This window comes from Proluteimonas luteida (assembly GCF_021191695.1).
GTDB lineage: Bacteria > Pseudomonadota > Gammaproteobacteria > Xanthomonadales > Xanthomonadaceae > Luteimonas > Luteimonas luteida.
Window position 1 is genome coordinate 22,433 of sequence record NZ_JAIWPT010000009.1, and the last position, 26,853, is coordinate 49,285.

The following is a 26,853-nucleotide window of genomic DNA, read 5'->3' on the forward strand; positions in this document are numbered from 1 at the left end:
CCGGGCGTTCATGGCGATGCGCGCCAGTGGCGCGCAAACATCGCCACTCACCCGCCAGGGCCGGAAGGCAGCAACGGTATCGGTCGATGCGGGCGCCGAGGTCAGTTAGCGGGCCATCGCCATTTCGCAGCCATCGCCATGCGCCATGCCGGCCTGGCTCACGACGCGCACGCGGCCTCGGCGGCGATCGCCGGACATGGCCGGCCGTACAGGAAGCCCTGCCCGTACTGGCAGCCCAGGCCGGCCAGCAGTTCGCGTTGCTGCACGGTCTCGACGCCCTCGGCGATCGTGTCGATGCCCAGCGTGCCCGCCAGCGCGAGGATCGCGCGGACCAGCGCCAGGCTTTCGGCATGCATCTCGCTGCCCAGGCCGATGACGAAGCTCTGGTCGATCTTCAGTGCCTGGATCGGGAACCGGTGCAGGTACGACAGGGCCGAGAATCCGGTCCCGAAATCATCCAGCAATGCCATCACGCCGCGCTCGCGCAGCGTCCTGAGCATGCGCAGCGCACGAGGGGCGTCATCGAGCAGCGCGATCTCGGTGATCTCGATCCGCAGCCGCTCCGGGTCGGCGCCGGCCTCGTCGATCAACTGCAGCAGGCGCTCGACGAAATCGTCGGAGCGGAAGTGCCGCGGCGAGACGTTGATCGACACGTAGCCGGGACAGTCCGACGCGGTCATCCGGTGGATGACCTTGCGGTACATCAGCCAGTCGACCTGCTCGATCAGCCCGCTGTCCTCGCCCACGCCGATGAAGTCGGTCGGGTACAGCGTGCCGTGCAGTTCGTGCTGCCAGCGCAGCAGGGCCTCGTGGCCGACGACCGCGCCATCGGCCAGCCGCACGATCGGCTGGAAATGCGGTTCGAACGCATCCTGCAGGATCGCGCGCCGCAGGTCGGCCTCCAGGTCCAGCAGCCGCGTCGCCTCGGCGCGCATCTGCTCGTCGAAGCGCTCGCTGCGGTCGCGGCCACAGGCCTTGGCCCGGTACATCGCGGCGTCGGCATCGCGCAGCAGGCCGTCGCCGACCGCGTAGTCGGGGTGCGACATCGCGATGCCGATGCTCGCCGAGGGATACAGCTCGCGTCCGGCGACCCACATCGGCCGGGCCAGCGTGGACAGGATCGCGTCGGCCATCGCCTCGGCGACCGCCGGATCGTCGACCCCACCGAGCATCAGCGCGAACTCGTCGCCGCCCAGCCGGGCGACGATGTCGTCCGGGCCGAGCAGCGCCGAGATGCGCTTGCCGGTCTCCACCAGCATCGCGTCGCCGGCCGCATGGCCGACGCTGTCGTTGACCAGCTTGAAGCGGTCCAGGTCGAGGAACAGCACCGCGAACGGCGTGGTGGTGCCGTCCTCGCCGGGCGCCAGCGCGGCGTTCATGCGTTCGAGGAACTGCACCCGGTTCGGCAACCCGGTCAGCGGATCGTGGCGCGCCTGGTGCACGAGGCGCTGCTGCGCGCGCACGCGCTCACCGATCTGCGCGCGCAGTTCGCGGTTGGCGTTCTCCAACTCGCGGGTGCGCGCCTCGACCCGGAACTCCAGTTCGGTATGCGCCGCTTTCAGGGCATCCTGCGCGCGCTTGCGGTCCAGCGCGCTGTCGATGTGCTGGGCGACGAACACCAGCAGTTCCTGGTCGCTGGCCGCGAACGCGATGTCGGGGTCGTAGCTCTGCACCGCGATCACCCCGACCGGCCGTGCATCGCGCATCAGCGGCACGCCCAGCCAGCAATGCGCGTGGCTGCCGCGACTGCGCAGCTCGCCGCAGGATTCGAGCATCAGGATGCCCTCGCGCCGCGCCAGCAACGGCTGGCCGCTGGCGATGACGTATTCGGTCAGGCCGTTGGAACGCTTGCGTGCCCGGCGCACGGCATCGCGTTCGTCGACCGAGTACGGGAACTCGATGCGCGTGCCGTCCGCCGACAGCATCGCGATGTAGAAATTCCGCGCGTACAGCAGCTCGCCGATGATGGCGTGCAGGTCGGCATAGAAGCGTTCGAGGCTGCCCGCCGCGACCGACAGCTCGCTGATCCGGTACAGGGCACCCTGCAGGCGCCCGGCACGCGCGCGCTCGACGATCTGCGCCTGCAGGTCGGTGTTGGCCTCCTGCAGCTCCAGCGTGCGCGCCGCGACCCGGCGCTCGAGTTCCGTATGCGCCTGCTTGCGGTCGAGGGCGGTCAGGATGTGCTGGGCGACGAACTCCAGCAACGCGCGATCCTCGTGGCTGTAGCGGTCGGGCTGGTCGTAGCTCTGCACGACGATCGCGCCGCAGACGCGGCCGTCGCGGCGCAGCGGCACGCCGAGCCAGTCGGCGCTGTCGGGGCCGTGCACGGGATCGGTCTCGACGTCGTGCGCCATCCGCAATGCGGCCGACGGCCCCAGCATCGGCTGGCCATGGCGCAGCAACGCGATCGTCAGGCTGTTGGGCATCTCGCTGACGTGCAGCTCCTGGTCCGGGTCGGCCACCCAGGGATCGCGCTCGTCGACGAAATACAGGAACCGCAGGCGCTCGCGCAGGTCGTCGTACAGCACGATGTAGAAATTCTTCGCGGTGGTCAGGCGGTCGACGACCGCGTGGATCCGCACCAGCACCTCGCGCATCTCCAGCGCGGAACTGGCGAGATTGGCGATCTCGTACAGCGCCTGCTGCAGGCGCTCGGAGCGGCGCAGCGATTCGAGCCGCTGCGCCGAGCGCGCGCCATCGAGGGCCATCGCGGCCGATATCGCTGCGAGCTCCGCCCAGGCCTCGGCGGCAGCACGACCGGCAGCCCCGTGCGCATCGAAAACGATCGCAAGCCGCGCGTCGTCGAGCCTGACATCGCGGATACCGGATGCCGCGGCGTCCATGTCCCCGTCGAGACGCTCGCTGGCCTTCCCGCGCAACGCCAGGTCCGCGTCCCCGGAACAGACCCCGTCTTCGCCCAGCACCGCGCAACGCCAGGCCACGGCCACCCGGACCCCTGGCGGACGGGTCGACAGGATACGCATCAGGCGTGACGCGATGTCGCCCTGATGCGGCGGGGGAAGCAGACGCGAGAACACGGTGTGAGGCTCCCTGACCGCCCGATGTGCCCGTTCATCCTGACCCCATCCCCGGTCGCGGACAACCCCGATGCGACGAGTCGACCGTTTGCGCACACATGGCAGTCCATCGATCCGAGATGTCCCGGCGCTCGCGCATCGCGCGGAGGCATTGCGGGACGACAGGCTTCCCGCCTCCGGCCGCAGGCCGTAACCTGCGCGGAATGAACGATGTCGCCCTCCCGCAGGAAGCGCCCAGCGATGCATCGCTGATGCTGGCCTATGCGGCCGGCGATGCCGCGGCGTTCGAGACCCTGTACCTGCGCCATCGCGACAAGCTCTACCGCTTCCTCGTGCGCCAGCTGGGCAACCGCGCGCTGGCCGAGGAGATCTTCCAGGACGTCTGGCAGCGGGTGATCGCCGCGCGGCAGGACTGGCAACCGGACGCCCTGTTCACGACCTGGCTCTACCGCATTGCCCACAATCGCCTGACCGACCACTGGCGCGCCGCGCGCCACCGGCCCGCGGCCCCGGAAGACGCCGACCTGCGGACCGCACGCATCGTCGATCCCGGTACTCCGGAACGGCAGCTGTCGGAGTTCGAACAGCGACGACTGCTGCAACTGGCGCTCGAGGAACTGCCCGACGAACAGCGCGAGGTGATCGTGCTGCGGCTGGAGCAGGAACTGACCCTGGAGGAAATCGGCGCGATGACCGGCGTGGGCAGGGAAACGGTGAAGTCGCGGCTGCGCTACGCGATGGACAAGCTGCGCGCGAGGCTGAGCACATGACATCCCGTGGACACAGGCCCGAACCGCTGACGCCGGAGGAACGCGCGCTCGCCGACAGGCTGGGACGCAGCGACGCCAGCCCGCCGCCCGCGCTCGACGCGGCGATCCTCGCGGCCGCCCGTGCGGCGGTGTCGGGAGCGGCGGCGCAGCCCGGCGCGGGACCGGAAGATGCCGGCCCGGACGCGCCCACGCCCACGTCTCCGGCGCATGCCCGCACGCCGGCACGCCGGCGGCGACGCTGGCCGGTCGGCTTCGGCATCGCCGCCTCGCTGCTGGTCGCGATCGGTGTCGCCTGGCAGCTGCGGCCGCTGCCCGAGACCCGCCCCGAGGTCTGGTCGGAGGCGCCGGAGCCGGCACCGCGGATGCAACGCGCGACAGCGATCGACGCGCCCGCGCAGCAGGACGGCCAACCGGCCGCCAACGACACCTCCGCCTCCCCGCCCTCCGATGGGCGCGGCACCGAGGCCATGCCGGCGCCCGCTGCAATGGACGCCGCGCCAGCAGCGCAGGATGCGAGCCGCGCGCCGCCCGCCCCCCCGCCGTCGCCTGCTCCACTGGCCGCGCCGCCGCCCGCGCCTACCTTGGCGCCCGTCGCCGACACCGGCGCGACCATGGAACGCGAGGATGCACCGCGACCGCCGCGGGCTGCACGTGCCGGCACACCGCAGGACACCGCGATCGGCCACCGGACGTCGCCGGCGCCCGCGGCATCGCCGGTCGCGGTCGGAGATCTGTCCACCGCGCCGGCTGCGTTTCCTTCGGCGCAGCGCAGCACATCCGGACGCGCGGTTTCGGAAGGCCTGGCACCCCCGCCGGCTCCCGCCGCGGCCCGGGAACGGACCGCGCAGGAAGCCGCGCGCGTGCAGGTTCCGCAGCGTCCGCCGGCGGCATCCGCGCATGCCCAGCGAGTGCCCGCCCTTCAGGACCAGGCGCCCGAGGACGAGCCGCCCGCTTCGGCCGACTCGCCGGAGGTGCGCGACGCCTGGCTGGCACGTGTGCGCGAACTGCTGGACGCCGGCGACATCCAGGCCGCGCGCGACAGCCTGGCCGAGTTCCATCGCCGTTATCCGCAGGCCGAACTGTCGCCGGACCTGCGCGCATTGCTGGATTGAGCGCGTGACCGGGAATCGCCGACGCACGCGTGCCCCCGCCCGGCCGCAATCCCGCGGCGGTCGCCGCCCGTCCACAGCGCGTTGATCCGGATGCCGCTCGACACCCTCGCCACGCCGGCCACCCACACCCTCGAGGTCAAGCACAGCCGCTTCGTCGCACACGCCGCGCCGGTCGATTCGGCCGACGCGGCGCTGGCGTTCCTGCAGCAGGTGCATGTTGCCGACGCCACCCACAACTGCTGGGCATGGCGGATCGGCGACCAGTACCGCTCCAGCGACGACGGCGAGCCGGCCGGCACCGCGGGACGGCCGATCCTCGCCGCGATCGACGGCCAGGGCTTCGACCGCGTCGCCGTCGTCGTCGTGCGCTGGTACGGCGGCATCAAGCTCGGCGCCGGCGGGCTGGTCCGCGCCTATGGCGGCTGTGCGGCCGAATGCCTGCGCACCGCGCCGCGACTGGCGCTGGTCGAGACCACGACCGTGGGCCTGCACGCGCCGTTCGATGCGCTCGGCGCCGTGCATGCCGCGCTGCCGGCCGCACTGGCCGGCAAGCTGGCCGAGGAGTTCGACAGCGACGGCGTGCACCTGCGCATCGAGCTGCCTTGCGACCGGCTGGACGACTTGAAAACCCGCCTGCGCGATGCCACCCGTGACCGGGTGCGTTTCGACGACAATGGCTGATGGCATTCCGATCCCCACGCCGGCCCTCCGGCGCCGCGCCTGACGGCGACCCACCGAAGAAGGCCCGCATCGGCGCGCTCAGGACCCTGTGGCCGTTCGTGCTGCGCCAGCGCGGCCTGTTCATCGCCTGGCTGGTCGCATTGGCCGCCTCGTCGGTCGCGACGCTGAGCCTGCCGCTGGCGGTACGTCAGATGATCGACCACGGCTTCACCGGCGGCAGCCAGATCGACGCCGCGTTCGCGCTGCTGCTGGCCGTGGCCGTCGCGCTGGCGATCGCCACCGCCGCACGCTTCTTCTTCGTCTCGCTGCTGGGCGAGCGCGTGGTCGCCGACCTGCGCAACCAGCTCTACGGGCACCTGCTCGACCTCGACCAGCGCTTCTTCGAACAGAACCGCAGCGGCGACCTGGTGTCGCGGCTCAGCGCCGACACCGAGTTGCTGCGCTCGGTGGTCGGCTCGACGGTATCGGTGGCGCTGCGCAGCACGGTCATGGTCGTCGGCAGCGTCGCCATGCTGGTGGTCACCAGTCCGCGGCTGGCGGCATTCACCCTGATCGGCATTCCGCTGTTCGTGCTGCCGCTGGTGCTGGGCGGGCGCCGGCTGGAGAAGATCTCGCGGCAGAGCCAGGACCGGGTCGCCGATGCCAACGCGCTGGCCAACGAGACCCTCGGCGCGATCCGCACCGTGCAGGCGCACGCGCGCGAACCCTGGGAGCGCGGCCGCTTCGGCGACGCGGTCGCGCTGTCGGTGGCGACCGCACGCCGCCGCATCGGCCTGCAGGCGATCATCACCGCGGTCGCGATCACGCTGATCTTCGGCGCGGTGACCGTGGTGCTGTGGTCGGGCGCGCACGACGTCATCTCCGGCCGCATGACCGCGGGCACGCTGGGCCAGTTCGTGCTGTACGCACTGTTCGGCGCCGGCTCGGTCGGCGCGCTGGCCGAGGTCTGGAACGAACTGCAGCGCGCCGCCGGCGGCATGGGCCGGATCGCCGAACTGCTGGCCGAAACACCGGGCATCGCCGCGCCGGCGGCCCCGGCGGAGATCGCCAGCCCCGCGCGCGGCGCGCTGCGCTTCGACGACGTGAGCTTCCACTATCCGTCGCGGCCGGACACCGCCGCGCTGTCGCATTTCAGCCTGGACATCGCGCCGGGCGAGACCGTCGCGCTGGTCGGCCCGTCCGGCGCCGGCAAGAGCACGGTGCTGTCGCTGCTGCTGCGCTTCCACGACCCGGACAGCGGCAGCCTGTCGATCGACGGCACCGACATCCGCCGGCTCGACCCCGCCGCGCTGCGCGGAATGATCGCCCTGGTCCCGCAGCAGCCGACGATCTTCGCCGCCAGCGCGCGCGAGAACATCCGCTACGGCCGGCTCGACGCCAGCGACGACGACATCGTCGCGGCGGCCACCGCGGCCGAGGCCGACGGCTTCATCCGCGCATTGCCGGACGGCTACGACGAACAGCTGGGCGAACGCGGCGCGCGCCTGTCGGGCGGCCAGCAGCAGCGCATCGCGATCGCCCGCGCACTGCTGCGCGACGCGCCGATCCTGCTGCTCGACGAAGCCACCTCCGCACTCGACGCACAGAGCGAGCACGCGGTGCAGCAGGCACTGGCGCGGCTGATGCAGGGCCGCACGACGCTGGTCATCGCCCATCGCCTGGCGACCATCCTCAAGGCCGATCGCATCGTCGTCATGGACCACGGCCGCATCGTCGCCCAGGGCACCCACGCCGAACTGCTGGCGCAGAACGGCCTGTACGCCGAACTGGCCCGGCTGCAGTTCGTCGACTGATCCCCAAGACGCCGGGCACCGGCGATCCTGGTCGCTACCGCAGCCGTCGGCGATTCCCTCCGCCGGCCTCTCAGCCGCCGGGCGGCGTACCGCGTGGCGGCGGCATCCCGTCCGGTGGCGGACGCCGCGGCATGTCCGGGTCGTCGAACGGCCCGCCTGGACCACCCGGGCCACCCGGCCGGCCGGCACCCTTGGCCTGGCAGACCTGCTCCTCGTCGGACTGGCGCACGACCAGGGTCTTGGACGCGAACATCACCCCGTCGTCCATGCGCTGCACGTCGAACAGGTACGGGCGCTTGTCGGCCTCGCCGCCGACGACGTTGTCGTCGTCGAGCGGGGTATCGGGCAGGCCGAGCGGCGCGTACAGCGGATGGGTGGAGAAGATCTCCCCGTTCAACGCGTCGGTGAACAGCAACTGGGTCGTGACCGCTGACACCGCCCGGTCATCGGCGTCGTAGTCGCCGGTCAGTACGCGCAGATGGATATGCACCGCACGGCTGCTGTACCAGCCGGGATAGCAGGTATCGAAGTCGACGCGGCCATCGGCATCGGTGCGGAGGTAGCCGCGGAAGAACTGCCGCGCAATGTCGGCCTCGTCGTTGTTGCACATCGCCGCGATCCGCCCGGAATAGCCGCCGGTGTAGTTGGTATGCCAGACCTCGACCAGCACGCCCGCGACCGGCTGGCACGCCGAATCCACCACGCGCAGCGCGAGCCGCAGCGGCAGGCCGTCCCAGCCATCGCTGATGTCGGCGCGCTCGGGCGAGGTGGTGTGGCAGGGCCCGATCGTGGTCATGCAAGTCAGCACGCAGGCGCTGGCCGGCACGCCCGCGAAGGGATCGGGGAAGCGCGCCGGATCGCCGATGGCGGCAGTGCCGCCGCTGGCCCACGGCGGGGCATCGGCGCCATCCGTGTCGGCGGCGGGATCATCGGTGGCTTGGCCATCGGCGTCATCCGATGCCGGCGATTTCGACCCGCAGGCGAGCAGCCCGACACCGGGAGCCACCAGAAGCACGCTGCCGGCCGCCTTCAGCAGGTTGCGGCGGATCGGAGAAAGCGGTGGCTGGCGCATGCTGGCATCTCTACTTTATTCAAGGGGCTTTCGCATCTGCAACGTACCGTCGGCCGCCGGGTTGACGCAACGGTGCGCGCCCGCGCATCAGAGACTGAGAGTAAACCGAACGCCGTAGCGAGACCGTCGCCGGGCGTTCGTGGCAAGGCGCGCCGAAGGTCAGCGACCAGCCACCGCTGCCGGCAGAACGTCACTTGCGCACCACCCGGCGTTTCGCAACGCATGCTCGCCGCGCAGCGAACGCACGGCGTGATCGACTGCGAGTTGCAGCATCACGGGTGCAACATAGCGCATGTGTACGCGGCGGATCGCCGCCATGTACAGTCGGCCGAACAGGTTGCGGGTACGCACGCGGGTGGCCATCGCGCAGCGCATGCCGCCATCGGTCATCGCCTCGACGCGTACGCAGGTCCGGAACGCGAGATGGCGATCATCGGCGCCAAGGATGACCTCCACGCACTTGCCCTCCGCGCTCACGCGTCGGGCGAGCACCGGAAACCGGCCCGCGAACCGCTGCGGCGCATCCTGCGACAGCAGCGAAGAGGCCGGACAGCCCAGCGGCGACGTACGCAACCCGAAAGGACGCACCAGGACATTGCGCAGCGCCATCAGCCGCGACACGCCCGACGGAGGACTCTCGACGAATCCGTCAAGCAACAGGGCCATCAACGTGGCCGCATCCGAACCGGCGCATTCTCCAGGCGCGAGCCGGATCGCGACCGCGTCCTCGTGTGCGGCACCCGGCAACTGCGCGGCCAGCAGGGAATCGGCGGGCAACCGCAGATTGTGGATCCGGCGCCGGCCGGCATTTTCGGTGCGGAAGCCGCCCGCGTGTCGCCCCGGGATCCGGCGCCGCAACCGTCCAGTCCATGCACGGACCACGGCGCAGGTGCGCGCCGCGAAGGACGCCGGCGCCGCATGCAGCGACAGTGCCGTCGTCGGGATGCGCTGCGGGTCACGCAGGGCGGCGTCGAGCAGGAGTTGCACGCTCGCCGGCAGCAGTTCGGTCAGCGCAGGGATGTCGGCGGCGTTGTCGAGCACACGCTGGTGCAAGTCTTCGGGCAGATTCCCGGCGCGCTCGTCGGGATGACAGGACAGCGCGAACAATGCGGGATGCGGCAGGTCAGGACGTGGCGACACGAACTGGTGCCAGGTGCCGCCGCCGAAGCGCACAGTGAACAGACAATCCGGCGGAATGTCGACGAGATGCAGCGCGTGCAGGAATGCCGCCGGTTCGGCGTCGATCTGCATCTGCGATGCGGTCGAGAAACGCAGCTGCGCGCCTGCGCTGCCCGAGATGGCGGTGAATACCCGGTTGCCGGCGTGACGATGAAACGGATGTCCGCCCCGCCCCACGCTGAAGGTATACAGCGACGACGGATCGCCACGCGCCAGGTTCATCGCGCCGATCCGCGTCGACGGTTCGTCATGGCCGTCGACGAAGCTCGGGTGCCCGCGCTGCCGCCGCTCGGCGTCGGCGATCAGCGGATCGCCCTGCCCCGGCGTCAATTGCGCGATCAGCGTCACTTCGACCGGCAGGCCGCCGCAGTGCGACGGAATACGGACACTCGGGAACGTCGTGGACACCTCGGTCGTCATCAGCATCGTTCGGCTTCCCTGTTCGAAACGGAAAGTCTCGTCCTACTTTGCGGGTTGGCGCTTTCGGCGCTCGCGCTTGAGTGGACCGGCAACCGGGCACAGTTCGGAGGCCCAGGCGAATACGGTGTTCGCCAGGCGCTCGGGGACGAGGCGGAAATAGACGAATTGCCCACGCTTCTCGCGCTCGATCAGGCCGGCCTGCTCGAGGATCCGCAGGTGACCGGACAGCGCGGGCTTGCTGAAATCGAACCGTTCGGCGATCTCGCCGGCAGTCAGCTCACCCGCGTTGAGATAGGCGAGGATCCTGCGACGCGGCGTCGATGCCAGCGCTTCGAAGACGCGCTCCATGGGTGATTCCCATCAATTAACGAATTACCTAATTAATTACCTGTATTCCAGACTGCCGTCAACCCTTCGCGCCATCGCCCATGCACGGCCGACGCGGCGGCGGCCCGATGGAGTTTTCCGGGCGACGCCCGGTGTGCACCACGCATCAAGCCGGCAACACCCGCGCCAGTGCGTCGTCGATGCCCGTTCCGATGTCGAGCGTGCCGAAGGCCAGCGCATGCGGGCTGGCCAGCCGGCTGTTGCAGAATGCTGCAGCCACCGGGCTGCCGGCGCGCAGCAGCACCGCGGCCTGCAGCACCAGCGCCAGCTGTTCGACCAGCCGCCGCGCCAGCGGTTCGGCATCGGCGGGCACGGCGGCCGCGGTCGAAAGCCGTTGCGCCAGCGCGTCGTCCGCTGCATCGAAGCCGGGGTCGATGCCGCGCGCGGCATCGAGTTCGCGACGCAGGGCCTCGACCACCTGCGGTTCGCGCGACAGCGCACGCAGCACGTCGAGGCACTGGATGTTGCCGCTGCCTTCCCAGATCGAATTCAGCGGCGCCTGCCGGTACAGCCGCGGCAGCATCGATTCCTCGACATAACCGGCGCCGCCCAGGCACTCCTGGGCCTCGTTGACGAACGCCGGGGTGCGCTTGCAGATCCAGTACTTGCCGACCGCGGTGACCAGGCGTGCGAACGCGGCCTGTCCGGGATCGCGCGGCGCGGCGTCGACCGCGCCGGCCACCCGCATCGACAGGGCCAATGCGGCCTCGGCCTCGATCGCGAGATCGGCCAGCACGTTGCGCATCAGCGGCTGTTCGAGCAGCGGTTTGCCGAACGCGCGGCGGTAGCGGCAGTGGTGCAATGCCTGCGCCAGCGCCATGCGCATCTCCGCGCTGGAACCGAGCATGCAGTCGAGCCGCGTCAGCATCACCATCTCCAGGATCGTCGCCACGCCGCGGCCCTCGTCGCCGACACGCAGCGCGCGCGCGGCGTAGAACTCGACCTCCGACGAGGCGTTGCTCCAGTCGCCGAGCTTGTCCTTGAGCCGCATCAGCCGGAAGCCGTTGAGTCCGCCGTCCGGCAGCCACCGCGGCAGCAGGAAGCAGCTCAGGCCGCCCGGCGCCTGCGCCAGCACCAGGAACGCATCGGACATCGGCGCCGAGAAGAACCACTTGTGGCCGCGCAGGACGTAACTGCCGTCGTCGCCGTCCGGCGTCGCGCGCGTGCTGTTGGCGCGTACGTCGCTGCCGCCCTGTTTCTCGGTCATGCCCATGCCGAGGGTGACGCCATGCTTGTCGGCGAGCGGCAGGTCGCGCGGGTCGTAGCGCATCGCGACGATCTTCTCGCGCCATTGCCGCAGCACCGGTTCGCGCGCCAGCACCGGCATCGCGGCGTGGGTCATCGTCAGCGGACAGCTGGTCCCGGCATCGGCCTGGTGGTGCAGATAGCTCAGCGCGGCGCGGGCGACGTGCGCGCCCGGCTGCGGCTGCTGCGCCCACGACAGGCCGGCGACGCCATGCGAGACCGCGGCATCCATCAGCAGGTGGTAGGCGGGATGGAACTCGACGCTGTCGATGCGATGGCCGAAGCGGTCATGGGTGCGCAGCCGCGGCCGGTCGCGGTTGGCATCGAAACCGGCCGCGTACAGCGCGCCGCCCGCCAGCGCGCCATAAGCCGCAAGGCGCGCCTCGAATGCCGCGCCGCCTTCGCGCGCGAGCGCCTCGCGCAGCGCCACGTCGTCGCGCCAGAGATCGCGCGGCGCGAACTCCGGTGGCTGGTTGTCGACCTCATGCGTGTCGGTTGCGCGCATCGCCCCTCTCCCGGTGACTGGAGCGCCGATTCTCGCGCAAAACCGGCCGCGCCTACCCCGGTTCGGGCACGGGGCCCGGCATCGCCGGTGCCGCGGCGAATCCGCTGGCCAGCGCCTGCACGAAGCCGGGATCCAGCGCATGCCGTCCGAACACGCCGCGTTGCGTGCCACTGAGCACGCGCAGCATGTGACCGCGGCCACCGGGCAGCCTGCCCATCGGCAGGAATGCGAGGTCGCGCGCGGTCGCCAGCAGATCGTGCTCGGACTGGAAGATCGGCGTCAGCCAGCGGCTCCAGAACTGGTAGATCGCCACGTGCTTGCGGCGCTCGCGCTGGTAGTGCGGCAACGCGGCATCGGGCGCGTGCAGGCGCAGCGCATCGCGCAGCGCCTCGGCATCGAGCAGCGCCATGTTGACGCCCTGCCCCAGCTGCGGGCTCATCGCATGCGCGGCGTCGCCGATCAGCACCACCCGGCCGCGATGCCAGCGGCGCAGCGTGGCGTCGCGATAACTGGCGCGCGCCAGTTGTGCATGCTGCGTGGCGGCGCCGGCCAGCAGCGCGGCGGCCTCGGGCCAGATCGCCGCGACATCGTCGTGCCAGGCCTGCAGCGGCGCGGCCTGCCAGGCATCGAAACTGCCGACCGGCAGACTCCAGAAGAAGCTCACGCGCGGCGTCGCATCGCCGGGCCGCGTCCCCACCGGCAGCATGCCGATCATCCGCCGCGCCGCGACGTAACGCTGCCGCAGCTCGTCCATCCACGGCCAGTCGCCCGCCGGCAGCAGGCACCACAGCGCGCCCCACGGGTACACCCGGTCGATCCGCGGCGCGCCGGGATAGCCACGCAGCCGCGAGCCGGCGCCGTCGGCGACGACGACCAGGTCGAAGGGACCGTGGCGTCCGCCGTGCGCATCGATCAGCCAGCGGTCGTCGTGCGGGTCGATGGCGTCGATCGCGATCCCCGCGCGCAAGCGCGCGCGGCCGTTCCGGGCCGCGTCGAGCACATGGAACAACGCACCGCGCTGCAGGCCGATGCCGGTCAGCCGCGCATCGAGTCCGGCATAGCGCATGTCCATCACCGCGCGTCCGCACGGCGTTTCACCGTACAGCCGACCGACGCGCGCGCCGTGCGCCGTCACCTCCGGCAGCAGGCCCATGCGCCACAGCACCTGCAGCCCACTGGGCTGCAGCAGGAAGCCGGCCCCGACCGGTCCCGGCGCCGGTGCGCGCTCGAACACCTCGACCGCGTGACCGTCGCGGCCGAGCAGTACCGCCGCGGCCTGTCCGGCGGTGCCGTAACCGACGATGGCGACGCGCAACGGCCGCTGTGGATGCATGCGGGCAGCTCCCTTCCGCGCCGGACGGCGCGCGGCGGGAGCATACCCGCGGACATCGGCATGCGGCCACCGGAACGCCCGTCATCGCCCTACACGCGCAGCCGCACGCTCCGCACGTGCGCCCATGCAGGCTGCGCGCCGGACGTGTGCGCGAGGGTCGCGACGCCTGGCATCAGCGCCGCGCGGTGCTCAGTAGCCCACGGTGAAGCGCTGGCGCGGATGCGCCGGGTGCTCCAGCTCGTCGACCAGCGCGACGGCATAGTCCTCGAACGAGATGACGCTGCCCTTCTCGCCCTGCAGCAACTGGTCCTGGCCGAGCCGGAACCGGCCGGTGCGCTCGCCGGGCACGAACAGCGCCGAAGGCGACAGGAAGGCCCAGTCCAGCTCCTGCTCCGCGCGCAGCAGCGCGAGGAAACGCGCGCCGGCCTCTGCCTCGGCGCGGTACTCGGCGGGAAACTCCGGTGTATCGAGCAGGGTCACGCCCGGCGCAACCTCGAGGCTGCCGGCGCCGCCGACGACCAGGTAGCGCGGCACGCCGGACGCCTTGACCGTGTTGATCAGCGCGCGCGGATCGCTGGCACTGAAATGCACCGCGCTGATGACGGCATCGTGACCCTTGAGCAGCGGCGCGAGACCGGCCGGGTCGAACACGTCGCCCTGCACAGCGGTCACGCCCGGCAGGCGCGCGATGCGATCGGGATGACGGGCGATGGCGGTCACCCGGTGCCCGCGGTCGGACAGTTCCTCGAGGATGCGCGAGCCGGCGTTGCCGGACGCGCCGATCAGTGCGATGCGCATGATGGTTCCCTGCGGTGGTCGGCCCCCGAGTCTGCGCGCGCCCATCGCCAACCGGAAGCGCGTGGCACGCACGCTGCCAAGACAATGCGTCCCACATGAGGAAACGCCCCGCGGGTGCGGGGCGTTCCAGGCCATCAGCGGGCGCGCATCAGAGGTCGGCGCCGACCTGCCTGTGCTGCGCCTCCAGCGCGGCGACCGCCTTGGGATCGGGCTCGTCGAGCTTGTCGCCCAGCACCCGGCGCACGATGATGAAGAACACCGGGATCAGCAGCAGGCCGAGGAAGGTCGCGAACAGCATGCCGCCGATCACGCCGGTGCCCAGCGCATGGCGGGCGTTGGCGCCCGCGCCGCTCGACAGCGCCATCGGGGTGACGCCGAGGATGAACGCGAACGAGGTCATCAGGATCGGCCGGAAACGCAGCCGCGCCGCCTCGACGGTCGCCTCGCGCAGGGTCTTGCCCGCGGCCCGTTCCAGCACCGCGAACTCGACGATCAGGATCGCGTTCTTCGCCGCGAGGCCGATGACCGTGACCATGCCGATCTTGAAGAAGATGTCGTTCGACAGGCCCGGGCGCAGCATCGTGAACAGCACCGCGCCGAGGATGCCCAGCGGCACCACCAGCAGCACCGCGACCGGGATCGACCAGCTCTCGTACAGCGCGGCCAGGCACAGGAACACCACCACGACCGACAGTAGCAGCAGCAGCGTCGCGGTGTTGCCGGCGATGATCTCCTGGTAGGACATGCCCGCCCAGTCGTAGCCGAAACCGTCGGGGAGCTGATTCTCGACGAGGTCTTCCATCGCGGCCATGGCCTCGCCCGAGCTGCGGCCGGGCGCCTGCGAGCCGACGATGTTGACCGCGGCATAGCCGTTGTAGCGGGTCAGCGACGGCGTGCTTGCGCCCCATTCCGGGCGGACCACGCTGGTGAGCGGGATCATCGTCGGCGTGCCGTCGGCGTTGGTCGCCAAGGCGCTGGGGGTGTAGATCTTCGACAGCGATCCAGGGTCGGTGCGATAGGCGGCGTCGGCCTGCATGTTGACGCGCTTGATGCGGCCTTCGGCGACGTAGTCGTTGACATAGACCGGAGCCAGCATCAGCTGGATCGCGCCGTAGATGTCGCTGACCGACAGCCCCATCGACTGCGCCTGCACGCGGTCGACGTGCAACTGCAGCTGCGGCGCGTCCTCCAGCGTATTGGGCCGCACGCCCTGCAGCAGGTCGGGTTGCTGCGCGGCCAGGCCCAGCAACTGGTTGCGCGCCTGGGTCAGCGCCTCGTGGCCGGCGCCGGCACGGTCCTGCAGGTACATGTCGAAGCCGCCGAACTGGCCCAGGCCCTGCACCGTCGGCAGGTTGACGACGAAGATGCTGGCGTCGCGGATGCCCTGCAGCGCGCCGTTGGCCTCGCCGAGGAACTGGTTGATGCCCGCGTCGCGATCACCCCAGTCCTTGAGCTTGATGAAGGCCATGCCGACGTTCTCGCCCTGGCCGACGAAGCTGAAACCGGCGACCTGCAGCATGCTTTCGTAGGCCGGGTTCTGCGAGATCGTCGCGCGGACTTCCTCGAACACCGCGTTGGTCCGCTGCAGCGTGGCGCCCGGCGGCAGCTGCACGATCGCCAGCGCGTAGCCCTGGTCCTCCTCGGGCAGGAAGCTGGTCGGCAGCTTCACGTACAGGAACGCGCAGACCGCGCTCAGCGCGACGAATACGACCATCCAGCGCGGCGCGTGTTTCACGGCACTGCCGATATGGCCGACGTAGGTCGCGTTGATGCGGTCGTAGTACTTGTTGAACGTGCGCACGAACGCGTTGTGCTTCTCCTCGCCATGCGCGGCGTGCTGCTTGAGCATGGTCGCGCACAGCGCCGGGGTGAAGCCCAGCGCCAGGAACGCGGAGAAGCCCATCGCCACCGCGATGGTGATGGCGAACTGCTTGTAGATCTCGCCCGAGGCGCCGCCCTGCAGCGCGCTGGGGATGAAGACCGCTGCCAGCACGACGGTGATCGCGACCACCGCGCCGGTGATCTGGTCCATCGCCTTGGTCGTCGCCTCGCGCGGCGGCAGCTTCTCCTCGGCCATGATGCGCTCGACGTTCTCGATCACCACGATCGCGTCGTCGACCACGATGCCGATCGCCAGCACCATCGCGAACAGGGTCAGCTGGTTGATGGTGAAGCCGAGCAGGTTCAGGCCCAGGAACGTGCCCAGCAGCGCCACCGGGATGACCATCGTCGGGATCAGCGTCGCGCGCAGGTTCTGCAGGAACAGCAGCATCACCAGGAACACCAGGATCACCGCCTCGATCAGGGTCTTGACCACTTCCTTGATCGAGATCGTCACGAAGGTGGTGCTGTCGTAGGGCTTGAACCACTCCACGCCCGGCGGAAACGAGGGCTGCAGCTCGTCCATGCGCGAGGCGACCGCGCCGGCGACCGTCAGCGCGTTGGCGCCGGGCAGCAGCTGGATCGCGAACGCGCCGGTGGGCTGCCCGTCGTACTTGGTGTCGAACCCGTAGCCCGACGCGCCCACGGCGACCCGCGCGACGTCCTTCAGGCGCACGGTCGCGCCGTCGCTGTCGGCGCGCAGGATGATGTTCTCGAACTCCTCGGGCGTGCTGAAACGGCCTTCGGCGGACACGGTCGCGGTGAAGCCCTGCCCCTCCGGCGCCGGATCCGAACCGATCGAACCCGCGGCGAACTGCACGTTCTGCCCGCGCACCGCCGCGATGACCTCGGTCGCCGACAGGCCGTAGCCCTGCAGCTGTTCGGGGTTGAGCCAGATGTTCATGGCGTACTCGGCACCGAACTGCTGGGTGCTGCCGACGCCGGGCACGCGCGCGATCTGCTCGAGCACGCGCGAACCGATCAGATCGTTGAGCTGGTTGCGGTCGACCGCCGGGTCGCTGGAGCGCAGGCCGACCACCATCAGGAAGCCCGCATTGGCCTTGGCCACGACCACGCCCTGCTGCACGACCTCGGTCGGCAGGCGCGGGGTCGCCAGCGACACCTTGTTCTGCACCTGCACCTGGGCGATGTCGGCATCGGTGCCGGTCTCGAAGGTCAGGGTCACCGTCGCGCGGCCGGACGAGCTCGACGTCGAGCTGAAGTACAGCAGGTTGTCGATGCCGGTCAGCTGCTGCTCGATGACCTGGGTCACCGCGCGCTCGGTGGTGTCGGCGTTTGCGCCGGGATAGGCCGCGGTCACCGTGACCTGCGGCGGCGCCACGCTCGGGTACGACTCGACGCCCATGTTCAGCAGCGCGATCACGCCCGAGAGCGAAATCAGGATCGAGACGACCCAGGCGAAGACCGGATGGTTGATGAAGAACTTGGGCATGGCGGATCAGTCCTGCGTGTCGGGCGCAGCGGCGGGCTCGGCGGCATCCGCCGGCTGTCCGGCACCGGCGGTGCCGGCCGCGGCCGGCGCCTGGTCCTGCGCCTGCGGCGCCCCGCCGGCCGCCGGGGCCTCGGCTTCGGGCGTCCACGGCACCGGCTTGACCACGCTGTCGATGCGCGCCTTGGGCACGCCGGAGACGACCACCCGATCGCCGGCCGCCAGCCCCTGGCTGACGACCCACTGGCCGTTCTGGGCGCGGTCGGTGGTCACGTTCTTGCGCACGACCTTGTCGCCTTCGCCGGCCACCAGCACATAGGCGCTCGCGGTGTCGCGCTGGACCGCCGCCTGGGGCACCAGGAACACGCCGCTCTGCTGGCCCATGTTGGCGCGCAGCGTCACGTAGACGCCGGGCAGCAGGCGGTGGCCGGGGTTGGGCAGCGTCGCGCGCAGCTGCACCGCGCCCGACGCCGGGTCGACGATGTCGCCGGAGAAATCGAGCGTCGCGGTCTGGTCGTGGACCGTGCCGTCGGCCAGCACGATCTGCACCTGGCCGCCGCCGGCGTCGCGGTCGAGCGGCATCGCGCGGATGCGGCTGAACTCGGCCGCGCTCATCGAGAAGTTGATGTACAGCGGATCGATCTGGTCGACCGTGGTCAGCAGCGTCGCCTCGCCCTGCCCGACCAGCGCGCCCTCGGTGACCTGCTGCTTGCCGGCGCGGCCGGAGATCGGCGCGCGCACGGTGGCGTAGCCCAGGTTGATCTGCGCGGTCTGGGTGGAAGCGCGCGCCGCCTGCAGCGCGGCCTCGGCGCTGCGCTCGGCGGCCAGGGCGTTGTCCAGGTCGGACTTCGAAATGAAGTTGGTCGGCGCCAGTTGGCGCGCACGGTCGGCGGCAATCTTGGCATTGGCGTAGTTCGCCTGGGCCTGGGCCTGGGCGCCCTGGGCGGTACCCAGCGCGGCCTGCAGCTGCGCAGGGTCGATGCGGAACAGCACGTCGCCTTCCTTGACGTCGCTGCCTTCCTGGTAGACCCGGCGTTCCAGCACGCCCGGCACCCGGGCACGGACGTCGGCGCTGCGGAACGGCGCCAGCCGGCCCACCAGCTCCTCCTGCAGGGCGACCACGGTCGGCTGGACCGTCAGCACCCCGACTTCGGGCGGCGGCGGCGCCGCCTGTTCCTGTTGTTGACCACAGGCGGAGAGCGCCGTGACGAGCACGGCGAGAGACAGGATTCGGCGCATGAGGGAGGAGACCTGAGTGGAGATGGTGCGGGAAGGCTATTTACTATACCGGTCAGTATAGCTAATTCGAAGCAGCGCGACACCATGACTGACGGCACTGCGGTCAGGCACCGGCCGTGGTGGCGGTCACATCCCGCGACCCGCTGCGCGGATGAACCTTGCTCGGAATATGAACCTCGTTCATAGTGGCGCGCCCTTCTTCCAGCCGACTGCACCATGATCGCCCCGACGCCCGCGCTCCTGCGCCGGCAACGCGACATCGCCGCGCGTGAGCAGGCCTTCCTCGACCGGGCGCAGGTGCTGATCCAGCGCGACGGCCTGCTGTCGCTGCAGATGGCCCGGATCGCCGACGACTGCGGGTTCGCGATCGGCACGCTGTACAAGCACTTCGCCAGCAAGGAGGACCTGCTGGTCGCCCTGGCGACGCGCAACTGCATGAGCCGGGTCGAGCTGTTCGAGCGCGCCGCGCGCTGGGACGGCCCCACGCGCGAGAAGATGCTGGCCGTGGTGCTGGCCGACCTGATCATCATGCGCGAGCAGCCCGAGCACTTCCGGCTGGCGCAGTTCGTCTGGACCGACGTGGTCTGGGGCGCGGCGTCGGCGGAAAGCCGCCGGCGCGCGCTGGCGGCCTTCATGCCGCTGACCGAGCTGATCGACGGGATCGCGACCGAAGCGCGCGCCCGCGGCGATCTGCCCGCGACCTGCCGGTTGCCGGTCGCAGCCCTGACGATGGGCACATGGATGCTGACGGTCGGGATGCATACCCTTGCGCAGCAGCAGGGAATGATCGACCCGCGCGTGGTCGGCGATCCCTACCGCCTGCTGCTGCGGCAACTGCAGTACCTGCTCAACGGCTACGGCTGGCAGCCGCTGTTCGACGCCGACGACGACGCGCTGGATGCGTTGGTGTCGCGGATCGGCCGCACCGTGTTCGACACCGACTGGCGCAACATCGCGCCTGTGCTCCCGCCTCCCCTTCCCTGACGGATGTTTGCCATGGCCAGGACTTCCACCGCGCGCCCGCCGCGCCCCAGGCTCCGCCTGTTCCTCGTGCTGCTGATCACCGCCATCGTGTTCGGCGGCGTGTTCGCCGCGAAGGCGATCATGGGCCGTGGCATGAACGACTTCTTCGACAACATGCCGCAGCCGGCCGTCGCGATCACCGCCTTCGAGGCCGAACAGGCGTCGTGGGAGACGCCGCTGGAGGCGGTCGGCACCCTGGTCGCGGTCAACGGCACCGATGTCACCACCGAGGCCGGCGGCGTGGTCCGCAGGCTGTCGTTCGAGGCCGGCCAGCCGGTCAAGGCCGGCACGGTGCTGGTGGAGCTCAACACCGACAACGAACTGGCGGTGCTGCGCGCCAGCGAGGCCGCCGCGAAGCTGGCGGCGGTGCAGCGCGACCGCTGGCAGGAGCTGGGCCGCGACCAGCTGGTCTCGCAGGCCGAGGTCGAGGAGCGCGCGACCCAGGCCGCCACGTCGCTGGCCGAGGTCGAGGCGCAGCGCGCGCTGATCGCACAGAAGACCATCCGCGCACCGTTCGACGGCGTGCTGGGCATCCGCAAGGTCAACCTGGGGCAGTACGTGTCGCCGGGCAGCGCGATCGTGAGCCTGCAGTCGCTCGATCCGATCTACCTCGACTTCTCGCTGCCCGAGCAGCAGCTGCCGCTGGTCCGCGAAGGCGCGACCGTGCAGGCCGGCGTCGACGCCCTGCCCGGCGAACGGTTCGAAGGCACGATCACCGCGATCGAGCCCTCGGTCGATCCGGCCACCCGCAACTTCCAGGTGCAGGCCACCCTGGCCAACCCGGACGGCAAGCTGCGCCCCGGCGCGTTCGCGCGGGTCGGCCTGAGCGTCGGTGGACCGCAGGAGGTGGTGGTGATCCCGCAGACCGCGGTGACCTTCAACCCCTACGGCAACGCCGTGTACGTGGTCAGCGAACGCCCCGCCGACCCCGACGCGCCCGCGGCCGAAGGCGACGCGGACGACGGCCCGACACTGGTCGTGCGCCAGCGCTTCATCCAGACCGGCGCCACCCGCGGCGACCTGATCGCAGTCACCGACGGCCTGAAGCCCGGCGAACGCGTGGCCACCAGCGGCCTGCTGAAGCTGCGCAACGATGCGACGGTGACGATCAACAACCGCGTGCAGCCGGCGGCCGACGCCGCGCCGCGGCCGGAGAACCGCTAGAAACGCCGCCTCGCGCGACGAGGCGCCCGATTTCCTTCCCCTTCAAGGGGAAGGCAAGGATGGGGATGGTGATCCACGACGCGCGTGCGGATCCCATGCCCCATGCCCCACCCCAACCTCGTCCGTATGCGGAAGAGAGGGAGACGCAAGACGATGAAATTCACCGACATCTTCATCAACAAGCCCGTGCTGGCGATGGTCGTCAGCCTGTTCATCCTGCTGTTCGGCCTGCGCGCGTTCTCCGAGCTCAACGTGCGCCAGTACCCGGAGCTGCAGAACGCGGTCGTCAACGTCAGCACCACCTATTTCGGCGCCGACGCGGACCTGATCCAGGGCTTCATCACCACCCCGCTCGAACGCGAGATCGCCAGCGCCGAGGGCATCGACTACATCACCTCGACCAGCTCGGCGGGGGTCAGCATCATCCAGGCCTACATCCGCCTGGACTACGACCCCAACGAGGCGCTCACCCAGATCGCGGCCAAGGTCAACAAGCTGCGCAGCGAGCTGCCGACCGAGTCCGAGGATCCGGTCATCGACCTGCAGCAGGGGCAGCAGGTCGCGGCGATGTACGTCTCGTTCGCCAGCGAGCAGCTCAACGACAACCAGATCACCGACTACCTCACGCGCGCGGTCGAGCCGAGGATCGCGACGATCCCCGGCGTGCAGCGCGCCGAGATCATGGGTCCGGGCGCGTTCGCGATGCGGGTGTGGCTCAAGCCCGACCGCATGACCGCGCTCGACGTCACCGCCAGCGACGTCTACGCCGCGCTGCAGTCCAACAACGTGCTGTCGGCGCTGGGGTCGACCAAGGGCCAGATGGTGTCGGTGGACCTGACCGCGCGCACCGACCTGCGCACGCCCGAGGAATTCCGCGCGCTGGTGGTGCGCGAGGCCGACGGCGCGATCGTGCGCCTGGGCGACATCGCCGACGTGGTGCTCGGTTCGGAGAACTACGACTCGTCGGTGCGCATCAACGGCGACGCGGCGACGTTCATGGGCATCTACGTCTCGCCCGACGCCAACGCGCTGGACGTGATCCGCGACGTCCGCAGGGCCTGGGACGACGAGATCCTGCCGCAGCTGCCCGACGGCATCGACGCGACGATCCCCTACGACAGCACCGAGTCGATCCAGGACGGCATCAACGAGGTGATCCGCACGATCGTCGAGGCGGTGATCATCGTCATCGTCGTCATCTACCTGTTCCTGGGTTCGTTCCGCAGCGTGCTGATTCCCGCGGTGACGGTGCCGCTGTCGCTGGTCGGCGCGCTGTTCCTGATGCTGCTGATGGGCTTCACCATCAACCTGCTGACGCTGCTGGCGATGGTGCTGGCGATCGGCATCGTGGTCGACGACGCGATCATCGTGCTGGAGAACATCCACCGCCACATCGAGGAAGGCATGACCCCGCACGACGCCGCGATCCGCGGCGCGCGCGAGCTGGCCTGGCCGGTGGTGGCGATGACCACGACGCTGATCGCGGTGTACCTGCCGATCGGCTTCCAGGGCGGGCTGACCGGCGTGCTGTTCACCGAGTTCGCCTTCACCCTGGCCGGCGCGGTGCTGCTGTCGGGCATCATCGCGCTGACGCTGACGCCGATGATGTGCGCACGCATCCTCAAGGCCAGCGGCGAGCACAGCAAGAGCCGGCTCGAACAATGGCTCGACCGCCGCTTCGACAGGCTGCAGCACGGCTACCAGCGCCGCCTGCACGGCGCGCTGCAGACCCGCGGCGTGATCCTGATCTTCGGCGCGATCGTGCTGGTGTCGTGCGCGTTCCTGTACATCGGCGCGCCGAAGGAGCCGGCGCCGGCCGAGGACGAGGGCTTCGTGTTCGCGATCGGCAGCGCCGACGCGGCCAGCACCCTCGACTACGTCGAGCGCTACACCGAGGAGATGACCGACGTGGTGTCGGAGATCCCGGAGATCAACGACTTCTTCCTGTTCAACGGCGGCTTCGGCGGCATGGGCGGCGCCAACACCGCGATGGGCGGTTTCGTGATGAAGCCCTGGAGCCAGCGCGACCGCTCGACCAACCAGGTCCTGCAGCAGGACCTGCAGCCGAAGCTGGCCGAGATCACCGGCCTGAACATCTTCGCGCTGATCCCGCCATCGCTGCCGTCGGCCGGCGGCGACGGCGGCGGCGAGTTCGTGATCGGCGGCATCGGCTCGCTGGAGCAGCTGTCGGAACTGGCGAACGAGATCGTCGCGCGGGCGCAGGAAAGCCGCCGCTTCATCTTCCTCGACCAGGACCTGAAGATCGACAAGCCGCGCGTGGATGTGCAGATCGACCGCGACAAGGCGGCGATGCTCGGCATCGACATGCGCACCCTGGCGGCCGACATGAGCGCGCTGCTGGCCGGCGGCTACGTCAACCGCTTCGCGATGCAGAACCGCTCCTACCGGGTGATCCCGCAGGTGCAGCGCAGCGACCGGCTCAACGCCGACCAGCTGGGCAACTACTACACCCGCACCCGCGACGGCGAGCTGATCCCGCTGTCGACGGTGATCACGCTCAAGGAAAGCGCACAGCCGCAGTCGCTCAAGCGCTTCCAGCAGCTCAACGCGGTCGGCATCACCTTCATGCAGCGCCCGGGCGTGACCAAGGGCGAGGCGCTGCGGGTGCTCGACGGAATCGCCGCCGACGTGCTGCCCCAAGGCTACAGCGTCGACTACGCCGGCGAGTCGCGCCAGTTCAAGCAGGAAGGCGCGACCATGCTGGTCACCCTGGCGTTCGCGCTGATCATCATCTTCCTGGTGCTGGCCGCGCAGTTCGAGAGCTTCCGCGACGCGTTGATCATGCTGATGACCGTGCCGATGGCGATCAGCGGCGCGCTGCTGGTGGTCAACGCGCTGGCGCTGCTGTCGACGGTGCTGCAGTTCGCCGGCATCGAGGTCTTCCCCGGCATGAGCATCAACATCTACACCCAGGTCGGGCTGGTGACGCTGGTCGGCGTGATCTCCAAGCACGGCATCCTGATCGTCGAGTTCGCCAACAAGCTGCAGGCCAACGAGGGCCTGTCGAAAGCCGAGGCGATCGAGCAGGCCGCGGCGATCCGCCTGCGCCCGGTGCTGATGACGACCGCGGCGCTGGTGTTCGCGATGGTGCCGCTGCTGCTCGCCAGCGGCCCCGGCGCGGCCGCGCGCTTCGCGATGGGCACGGTGATCGCGGCCGGCATGGCGATCGGCACCGCGTTCACGCTGTTCGTGCTGCCGGCCTTCTACCTGCTGATCGCGCGCGACCACAGCCACGACCGCGACGCGGTCGATGCGGCCGACGACGACGCAGGCGAGCTGGCACCGGCGCCGCAGGGGCAGTGACGGCATCGGGCGTGGCGGGCGCCGGATCCGCCATGCCGCGATGACGCGCGCAGCACGGGGCCCGGCCCGTGCTACGCGCGCACCAGTACCACGCCGGCGACCAGCAGCAGCGCGCCCAGGACCTTGGTCGGCGTCACCGCCTGCTGCGCGATGCCGAACCATCCGAACTGGTCGAAAACCAGCGCGGCCAGCATCTGGCCGGCGACCAGCAGCGCCAGCGCGGCCACGCTGCCGATCCTCGGCAACAGCACGACCAGGCTCATGACATAGACCACGCCGAACAGGCCGCCGGTCCAGGCGATCCAGGGTGTCTGCGGGAGGGTAGCGGCCGCCGGCAGCGCGGTCCGCGTGGCGGCCAGGACCAGACCCATGACCAGGGTGCCGCCCAGGTAGCTGAAGAACACGGCCCAGGACAGCGACGCCAGGCTTTCGCGCAGCTGCGTATTGACGGCGGACTGCATGACGAAGCTGACGCCTGCGAGGATGCCCAGAAGGGTCAGGCCCAGCAGGTGCGTCACCTGCATGGCGGGTACGCCTGCGCAGCCATCAGGGAATGGAACAGGTGTCGCGGATATCCGGGACCCTGGGTGCGATGGCGTCTGCGGATGCCTTGCATGGAAACCTCCGATACGGGAAAGCGTCGCGTTCTGGTGCCTGCTGCCGCCCGGAAGCACGCGCTCGGGTGCGCGGCACACCGCGAGCGTAACCCCGGCAGGGCGGATCGGCCGCGCCATCGACAGGAATTCCCGCACGGCCGGAAGGGCATCCAGCCCGGCCGGATCGGAAGCCGCCCTGCATTGCGCCCCTTGCCGCGGGATTCAGGGAACGTCGGTCCACATCGGGTCCAGCGCGAGCGCTTCACCGGTCTGCGTGGCGGCATCGCCGGCGAACGGCAGCACGCCCAGCCGCGGCGCCGGCAGTGCGGCCTCCAGCAGCGCCAGGTAATCGTCGACACGGGCGAAGTCCGGATCGATGCGGTTGCCGATCCATCCGAGCAGACGGCAGCCGTCGGCGGCGATCGCGCGCGCGCTCAGCCGGGCATGGCTCAGGCAGCCGAGCTTCAGGCCGACGACCAGCACCACGCCGCCGCCGATCCGCTGCGCCAGCGTGTGGTGCTCGATGTCCGTGGCCAGCGGCGCGTCCCAGCCGCCCGCGCCCTCGACGAGCACGAAATCGGCCATCGCGGCCAGGCGCGCGTGCGCATCGAGGATCGCGCCCAGCTCGACCCCGATGCCCGCCTCGCGCGCAGCCAGCACCGGCGCGGTGGGCTCAGGCAGCGCGAAGGGATTGATGTCGGCGTAACCGGGACGCGGATCGCTGGCCGCCTGCAGCGCCAGTGCGTCCTCGTTGCGCCAGTGGCCGTCGATCCAGTCGCAGCCGCTGGCGACCGGCTTCATGCCGACCGCGCGCAGTCCGCGACCGCGCAGCGCGTGCAGCAGGGCGACGCTGGCGTGGGTCTTGCCGATGCCGGTATCGGTCCCGGTGACCAGCACGCTGCGCGCGGCCGTCGCAGGCGGGCTCATCGCCGCGCCGCCATCGCGCCGGGCCGCGGCCGCGATCCAGCGCGCTGATACACTGCCTGCATGTTCACTCCAGCCCCCTTGCGCGGCACCAAGGCCGAGCAGTATGCCGCGCTCGGCGCGCAGGCGCGTGCCCTGCTGCACGGCGAACCGGACCCCATCGCCAACGCCGCCAACCTGTCCGCGCTGGTGTACCACGCGCTGCCCGACCTCAACTGGGCCGGCTTCTATCTGTTCGACGGCAACGAACTCGTGGTCGGGCCGTTCCAGGGCCTGCCGGCCTGCGTGCGCATTCCGCTCGACAAGGGCGTCTGCGGCGCCGCGGCGCGCACCCGCCGGACCCAGCGCATCGACGACGTGCATGCGTTCCCGGGCCATATCGCCTGCGACAGCGCATCGCGCTCGGAGCTGGTGGTGCCGCTGGTCCGCGGCGAGCGCCTGGTCGGCGTGTTCGACCTCGACAGTCCGCTGCCCGCGCGTTTCGACGTTGAAGACCAGGCAGGCATCGAAGCCCTCGCCGCCGTCTACCTGGAATCGCTGCCATGAGCGCACCGCTGAAGCTGCGCAACATCGGCCCGAAATCGGCGGCATGGCTGCGCCAGGTCGGGTTGCGCACGCGCGAGGATCTCGCCGCCGCCGGCCCGGTGGACGCCTTCATGCGGGTCAAGCGCGCCGGCTTCAAGCCCAGTCTCAACCTGCTGTATTCGCTGGAGGGCGCGCTGCTCGACTGCCACTGGCAGGACGTCCCCGACGCCCGCCGCCAGCAGCTGGTGGCCGCCGCGGAAGCGGCGATCGCGCAGTTGCCGGCGCCGCGCGGCCGGCCCGCCGCCGGCCCGGTGACGACCACCGTGCACGACGAGGGCGGCATGCCCGATCCCGGCCTGTTCGACGCCGGCGACCGCGACTGAGCGCGGATCAG

At 70.5% G+C, this 26,853-nt stretch carries 20 protein-coding genes; 9 read left to right on the forward strand and 11 right to left on the reverse strand.

Annotated features, from left to right (window positions below; genetic code table 11):
- Positions 1 to 158 precede the first annotated feature (158 nt).
- Entirely contained in the window at positions 159 to 2,984 is a 2,826-nt protein-coding gene (locus LDO26_RS09360) for an EAL domain-containing protein (protein ID WP_232130826.1), read from the reverse strand.
- Between the two features lie 257 nt (positions 2,985 to 3,241).
- Here LDO26_RS09360 and LDO26_RS09365 point away from each other — a divergent pair, with 257 nt between their 5' ends.
- The 4 genes from LDO26_RS09365 (at position 3,242) to LDO26_RS09380 (ending at position 7,394) form a co-directional block, all read left to right on the forward strand.
- Positions 3,242 to 3,808: an RNA polymerase sigma factor gene (locus LDO26_RS09365; RefSeq protein WP_232130827.1), complete on the forward strand. Its 567-nt coding sequence runs from the start codon at positions 3,242 to 3,244 to the stop codon at positions 3,806 to 3,808.
- A complete protein-coding gene (locus tag LDO26_RS09370; RefSeq protein WP_232130828.1) occupies positions 3,805 to 4,920 on the forward strand; it encodes a hypothetical protein in 1,116 nt (371 codons plus the stop codon). Before LDO26_RS09365 ends, LDO26_RS09370 begins: the two co-directional genes overlap by 4 nt.
- A 90-nt stretch (positions 4,921 to 5,010) precedes the next feature.
- The gene (locus LDO26_RS09375) at positions 5,011 to 5,601 is read left to right on the forward strand and encodes an IMPACT family protein (RefSeq protein ID WP_232130829.1); all 591 of its coding nucleotides are present in this window, start codon (positions 5,011 to 5,013) and stop codon (positions 5,599 to 5,601) included.
- Positions 5,601 to 7,394, forward strand: coding sequence for an ABC transporter transmembrane domain-containing protein (locus LDO26_RS09380; protein ID WP_232130830.1), 1,794 nt, complete (start codon positions 5,601 to 5,603; stop codon positions 7,392 to 7,394). The genes LDO26_RS09375 and LDO26_RS09380 overlap by 1 nt, the downstream gene beginning before the upstream one ends.
- 70 nt (positions 7,395 to 7,464) lie before the next feature.
- Here LDO26_RS09380 and LDO26_RS09385 read toward each other — a convergent pair whose 3' ends face one another.
- From LDO26_RS09385 to LDO26_RS09420, 8 genes are all read right to left on the reverse strand, one after another.
- The gene (locus LDO26_RS09385) at positions 7,465 to 8,466 is read right to left on the reverse strand and encodes a dioxygenase family protein (protein ID WP_232130831.1); all 1,002 of its coding nucleotides are present in this window, start codon (positions 8,464 to 8,466) and stop codon (positions 7,465 to 7,467) included.
- A 159-nt stretch (positions 8,467 to 8,625) separates the two neighbouring features.
- Positions 8,626 to 10,071 carry a DUF2867 domain-containing protein gene (locus LDO26_RS09390; RefSeq protein WP_232130832.1) on the reverse strand — a complete coding sequence of 482 codons (1,446 nt, stop codon included), beginning with the start codon at positions 10,069 to 10,071 and terminating at the stop codon, positions 8,626 to 8,628.
- Positions 10,072 to 10,107: 36 nt separating this feature from the next.
- Positions 10,108 to 10,413, reverse strand: coding sequence for a metalloregulator ArsR/SmtB family transcription factor (locus tag LDO26_RS09395; protein ID WP_232130833.1), 306 nt, complete (start codon positions 10,411 to 10,413; stop codon positions 10,108 to 10,110).
- Positions 10,414 to 10,558: 145 nt separating this feature from the next.
- Positions 10,559 to 12,202, reverse strand: coding sequence for an acyl-CoA dehydrogenase family protein (locus tag LDO26_RS09400; protein ID WP_232130834.1), 1,644 nt, complete (start codon positions 12,200 to 12,202; stop codon positions 10,559 to 10,561).
- Positions 12,203 to 12,254: 52 nt separating this feature from the next.
- Positions 12,255 to 13,535 (reverse strand): FAD-dependent oxidoreductase, encoded by a 1,281-nt coding sequence (locus LDO26_RS09405; RefSeq protein WP_232130835.1) that lies wholly within the window; start codon positions 13,533 to 13,535, stop codon positions 12,255 to 12,257.
- 189 nt (positions 13,536 to 13,724) lie between these two features.
- Positions 13,725 to 14,333 (reverse strand): NAD(P)-dependent oxidoreductase, encoded by a 609-nt coding sequence (locus LDO26_RS09410; protein WP_232130836.1) that lies wholly within the window; start codon positions 14,331 to 14,333, stop codon positions 13,725 to 13,727.
- A gap of 148 nt (positions 14,334 to 14,481) precedes the next feature.
- Complete coding sequence (locus LDO26_RS09415; protein WP_232130837.1) at positions 14,482 to 17,667, reverse strand: multidrug efflux RND transporter permease subunit; 3,186 nt, start codon at positions 17,665 to 17,667, stop codon at positions 14,482 to 14,484.
- A gap of 6 nt (positions 17,668 to 17,673) precedes the next feature.
- Positions 17,674 to 18,903 carry an efflux RND transporter periplasmic adaptor subunit gene (locus tag LDO26_RS09420; RefSeq protein ID WP_232130838.1) on the reverse strand — a complete coding sequence of 410 codons (1,230 nt, stop codon included), beginning with the start codon at positions 18,901 to 18,903 and terminating at the stop codon, positions 17,674 to 17,676.
- Between the two features lie 216 nt (positions 18,904 to 19,119).
- Here LDO26_RS09420 and LDO26_RS09425 point away from each other — a divergent pair, with 216 nt between their 5' ends.
- From LDO26_RS09425 to LDO26_RS09435, 3 genes are all read left to right on the forward strand, one after another.
- Entirely contained in the window at positions 19,120 to 19,887 is a 768-nt protein-coding gene (locus tag LDO26_RS09425; protein WP_232130839.1) for a TetR/AcrR family transcriptional regulator, read from the forward strand.
- 12 nt (positions 19,888 to 19,899) lie between these two features.
- On the forward strand, positions 19,900 to 21,090 hold the full coding sequence (locus tag LDO26_RS09430) for an efflux RND transporter periplasmic adaptor subunit (RefSeq protein ID WP_232130840.1): 1,191 nt from the start codon (positions 19,900 to 19,902) through the stop codon (positions 21,088 to 21,090).
- A 153-nt stretch (positions 21,091 to 21,243) separates the two neighbouring features.
- Positions 21,244 to 24,414, forward strand: coding sequence for an efflux RND transporter permease subunit (locus LDO26_RS09435; RefSeq protein WP_232130841.1), 3,171 nt, complete (start codon positions 21,244 to 21,246; stop codon positions 24,412 to 24,414).
- 71 nt (positions 24,415 to 24,485) lie between these two features.
- On the opposite strand, the gene LDO26_RS09440 is transcribed toward LDO26_RS09435, so the two are convergent.
- Together LDO26_RS09440 and bioD are read right to left on the reverse strand one after the other, a co-directional pair.
- Positions 24,486 to 24,938 carry a DMT family transporter gene (locus LDO26_RS09440; protein ID WP_232130842.1) on the reverse strand — a complete coding sequence of 151 codons (453 nt, stop codon included), beginning with the start codon at positions 24,936 to 24,938 and terminating at the stop codon, positions 24,486 to 24,488.
- A gap of 294 nt (positions 24,939 to 25,232) precedes the next feature.
- A complete protein-coding gene (gene bioD / locus LDO26_RS09445) occupies positions 25,233 to 25,937 on the reverse strand; it encodes a dethiobiotin synthase (protein WP_232130843.1) in 705 nt (234 codons plus the stop codon).
- 60 nt (positions 25,938 to 25,997) lie between these two features.
- Between bioD and LDO26_RS09450 the strand changes: the two genes are divergently transcribed.
- Positions 25,998 to 26,480 carry a GAF domain-containing protein gene (locus LDO26_RS09450; RefSeq protein ID WP_232130844.1) on the forward strand — a complete coding sequence of 161 codons (483 nt, stop codon included), beginning with the start codon at positions 25,998 to 26,000 and terminating at the stop codon, positions 26,478 to 26,480.
- The gene (locus LDO26_RS09455) at positions 26,477 to 26,842 is read left to right on the forward strand and encodes a TfoX/Sxy family protein (RefSeq protein ID WP_232130845.1); all 366 of its coding nucleotides are present in this window, start codon (positions 26,477 to 26,479) and stop codon (positions 26,840 to 26,842) included. Before LDO26_RS09450 ends, LDO26_RS09455 begins: the two co-directional genes overlap by 4 nt.
- Positions 26,843 to 26,853 lie beyond the last annotated feature (11 nt).

Bases quoted from the DNA above. Each gene is read 5' to 3' on its own strand.
- LDO26_RS09410 (WP_232130836.1), bottom strand. From the start codon at position 14,333: ATGCGCATCGCACTGATCGGCGCGTCCGGCAACGCCGGCTCGCGCATC.
- LDO26_RS09370 (WP_232130828.1), top strand. From the start codon at position 3,805: ATGACATCCCGTGGACACAGGCCCGAACCGCTGACGCCGGAGGAACGC.
- LDO26_RS09435 (WP_232130841.1), top strand. From the start codon at position 21,244: ATGAAATTCACCGACATCTTCATCAACAAGCCCGTGCTGGCGATGGTC.
- LDO26_RS09455 (WP_232130845.1), top strand. From the start codon at position 26,477: ATGAGCGCACCGCTGAAGCTGCGCAACATCGGCCCGAAATCGGCGGCA.
- LDO26_RS09360 (WP_232130826.1), bottom strand. From the start codon at position 2,984: ATGCGTATCCTGTCGACCCGTCCGCCAGGGGTCCGGGTGGCCGTGGCC.
- LDO26_RS09405 (WP_232130835.1), bottom strand. From the start codon at position 13,535: ATGCATCCACAGCGGCCGTTGCGCGTCGCCATCGTCGGTTACGGCACC.
- LDO26_RS09450 (WP_232130844.1), top strand. From the start codon at position 25,998: ATGTTCACTCCAGCCCCCTTGCGCGGCACCAAGGCCGAGCAGTATGCC.
- LDO26_RS09425 (WP_232130839.1), top strand. From the start codon at position 19,120: ATGATCGCCCCGACGCCCGCGCTCCTGCGCCGGCAACGCGACATCGCC.
- LDO26_RS09420 (WP_232130838.1), bottom strand. From the start codon at position 18,903: ATGCGCCGAATCCTGTCTCTCGCCGTGCTCGTCACGGCGCTCTCCGCC.
- bioD (WP_232130843.1), bottom strand. From the start codon at position 25,937: ATGAGCCCGCCTGCGACGGCCGCGCGCAGCGTGCTGGTCACCGGGACC.
- LDO26_RS09430 (WP_232130840.1), top strand. From the start codon at position 19,900: ATGGCCAGGACTTCCACCGCGCGCCCGCCGCGCCCCAGGCTCCGCCTG.
- LDO26_RS09365 (WP_232130827.1), top strand. From the start codon at position 3,242: ATGAACGATGTCGCCCTCCCGCAGGAAGCGCCCAGCGATGCATCGCTG.
- LDO26_RS09415 (WP_232130837.1), bottom strand. From the start codon at position 17,667: ATGCCCAAGTTCTTCATCAACCATCCGGTCTTCGCCTGGGTCGTCTCG.
- LDO26_RS09390 (WP_232130832.1), bottom strand. From the start codon at position 10,071: ATGCTGATGACGACCGAGGTGTCCACGACGTTCCCGAGTGTCCGTATT.
- LDO26_RS09375 (WP_232130829.1), top strand. From the start codon at position 5,011: ATGCCGCTCGACACCCTCGCCACGCCGGCCACCCACACCCTCGAGGTC.
- LDO26_RS09380 (WP_232130830.1), top strand. From the start codon at position 5,601: ATGGCATTCCGATCCCCACGCCGGCCCTCCGGCGCCGCGCCTGACGGC.
- LDO26_RS09400 (WP_232130834.1), bottom strand. From the start codon at position 12,202: ATGCGCGCAACCGACACGCATGAGGTCGACAACCAGCCACCGGAGTTC.
- LDO26_RS09440 (WP_232130842.1), bottom strand. From the start codon at position 24,938: ATGCAGGTGACGCACCTGCTGGGCCTGACCCTTCTGGGCATCCTCGCA.
- LDO26_RS09395 (WP_232130833.1), bottom strand. From the start codon at position 10,413: ATGGAGCGCGTCTTCGAAGCGCTGGCATCGACGCCGCGTCGCAGGATC.
- LDO26_RS09385 (WP_232130831.1), bottom strand. From the start codon at position 8,466: ATGCGCCAGCCACCGCTTTCTCCGATCCGCCGCAACCTGCTGAAGGCG.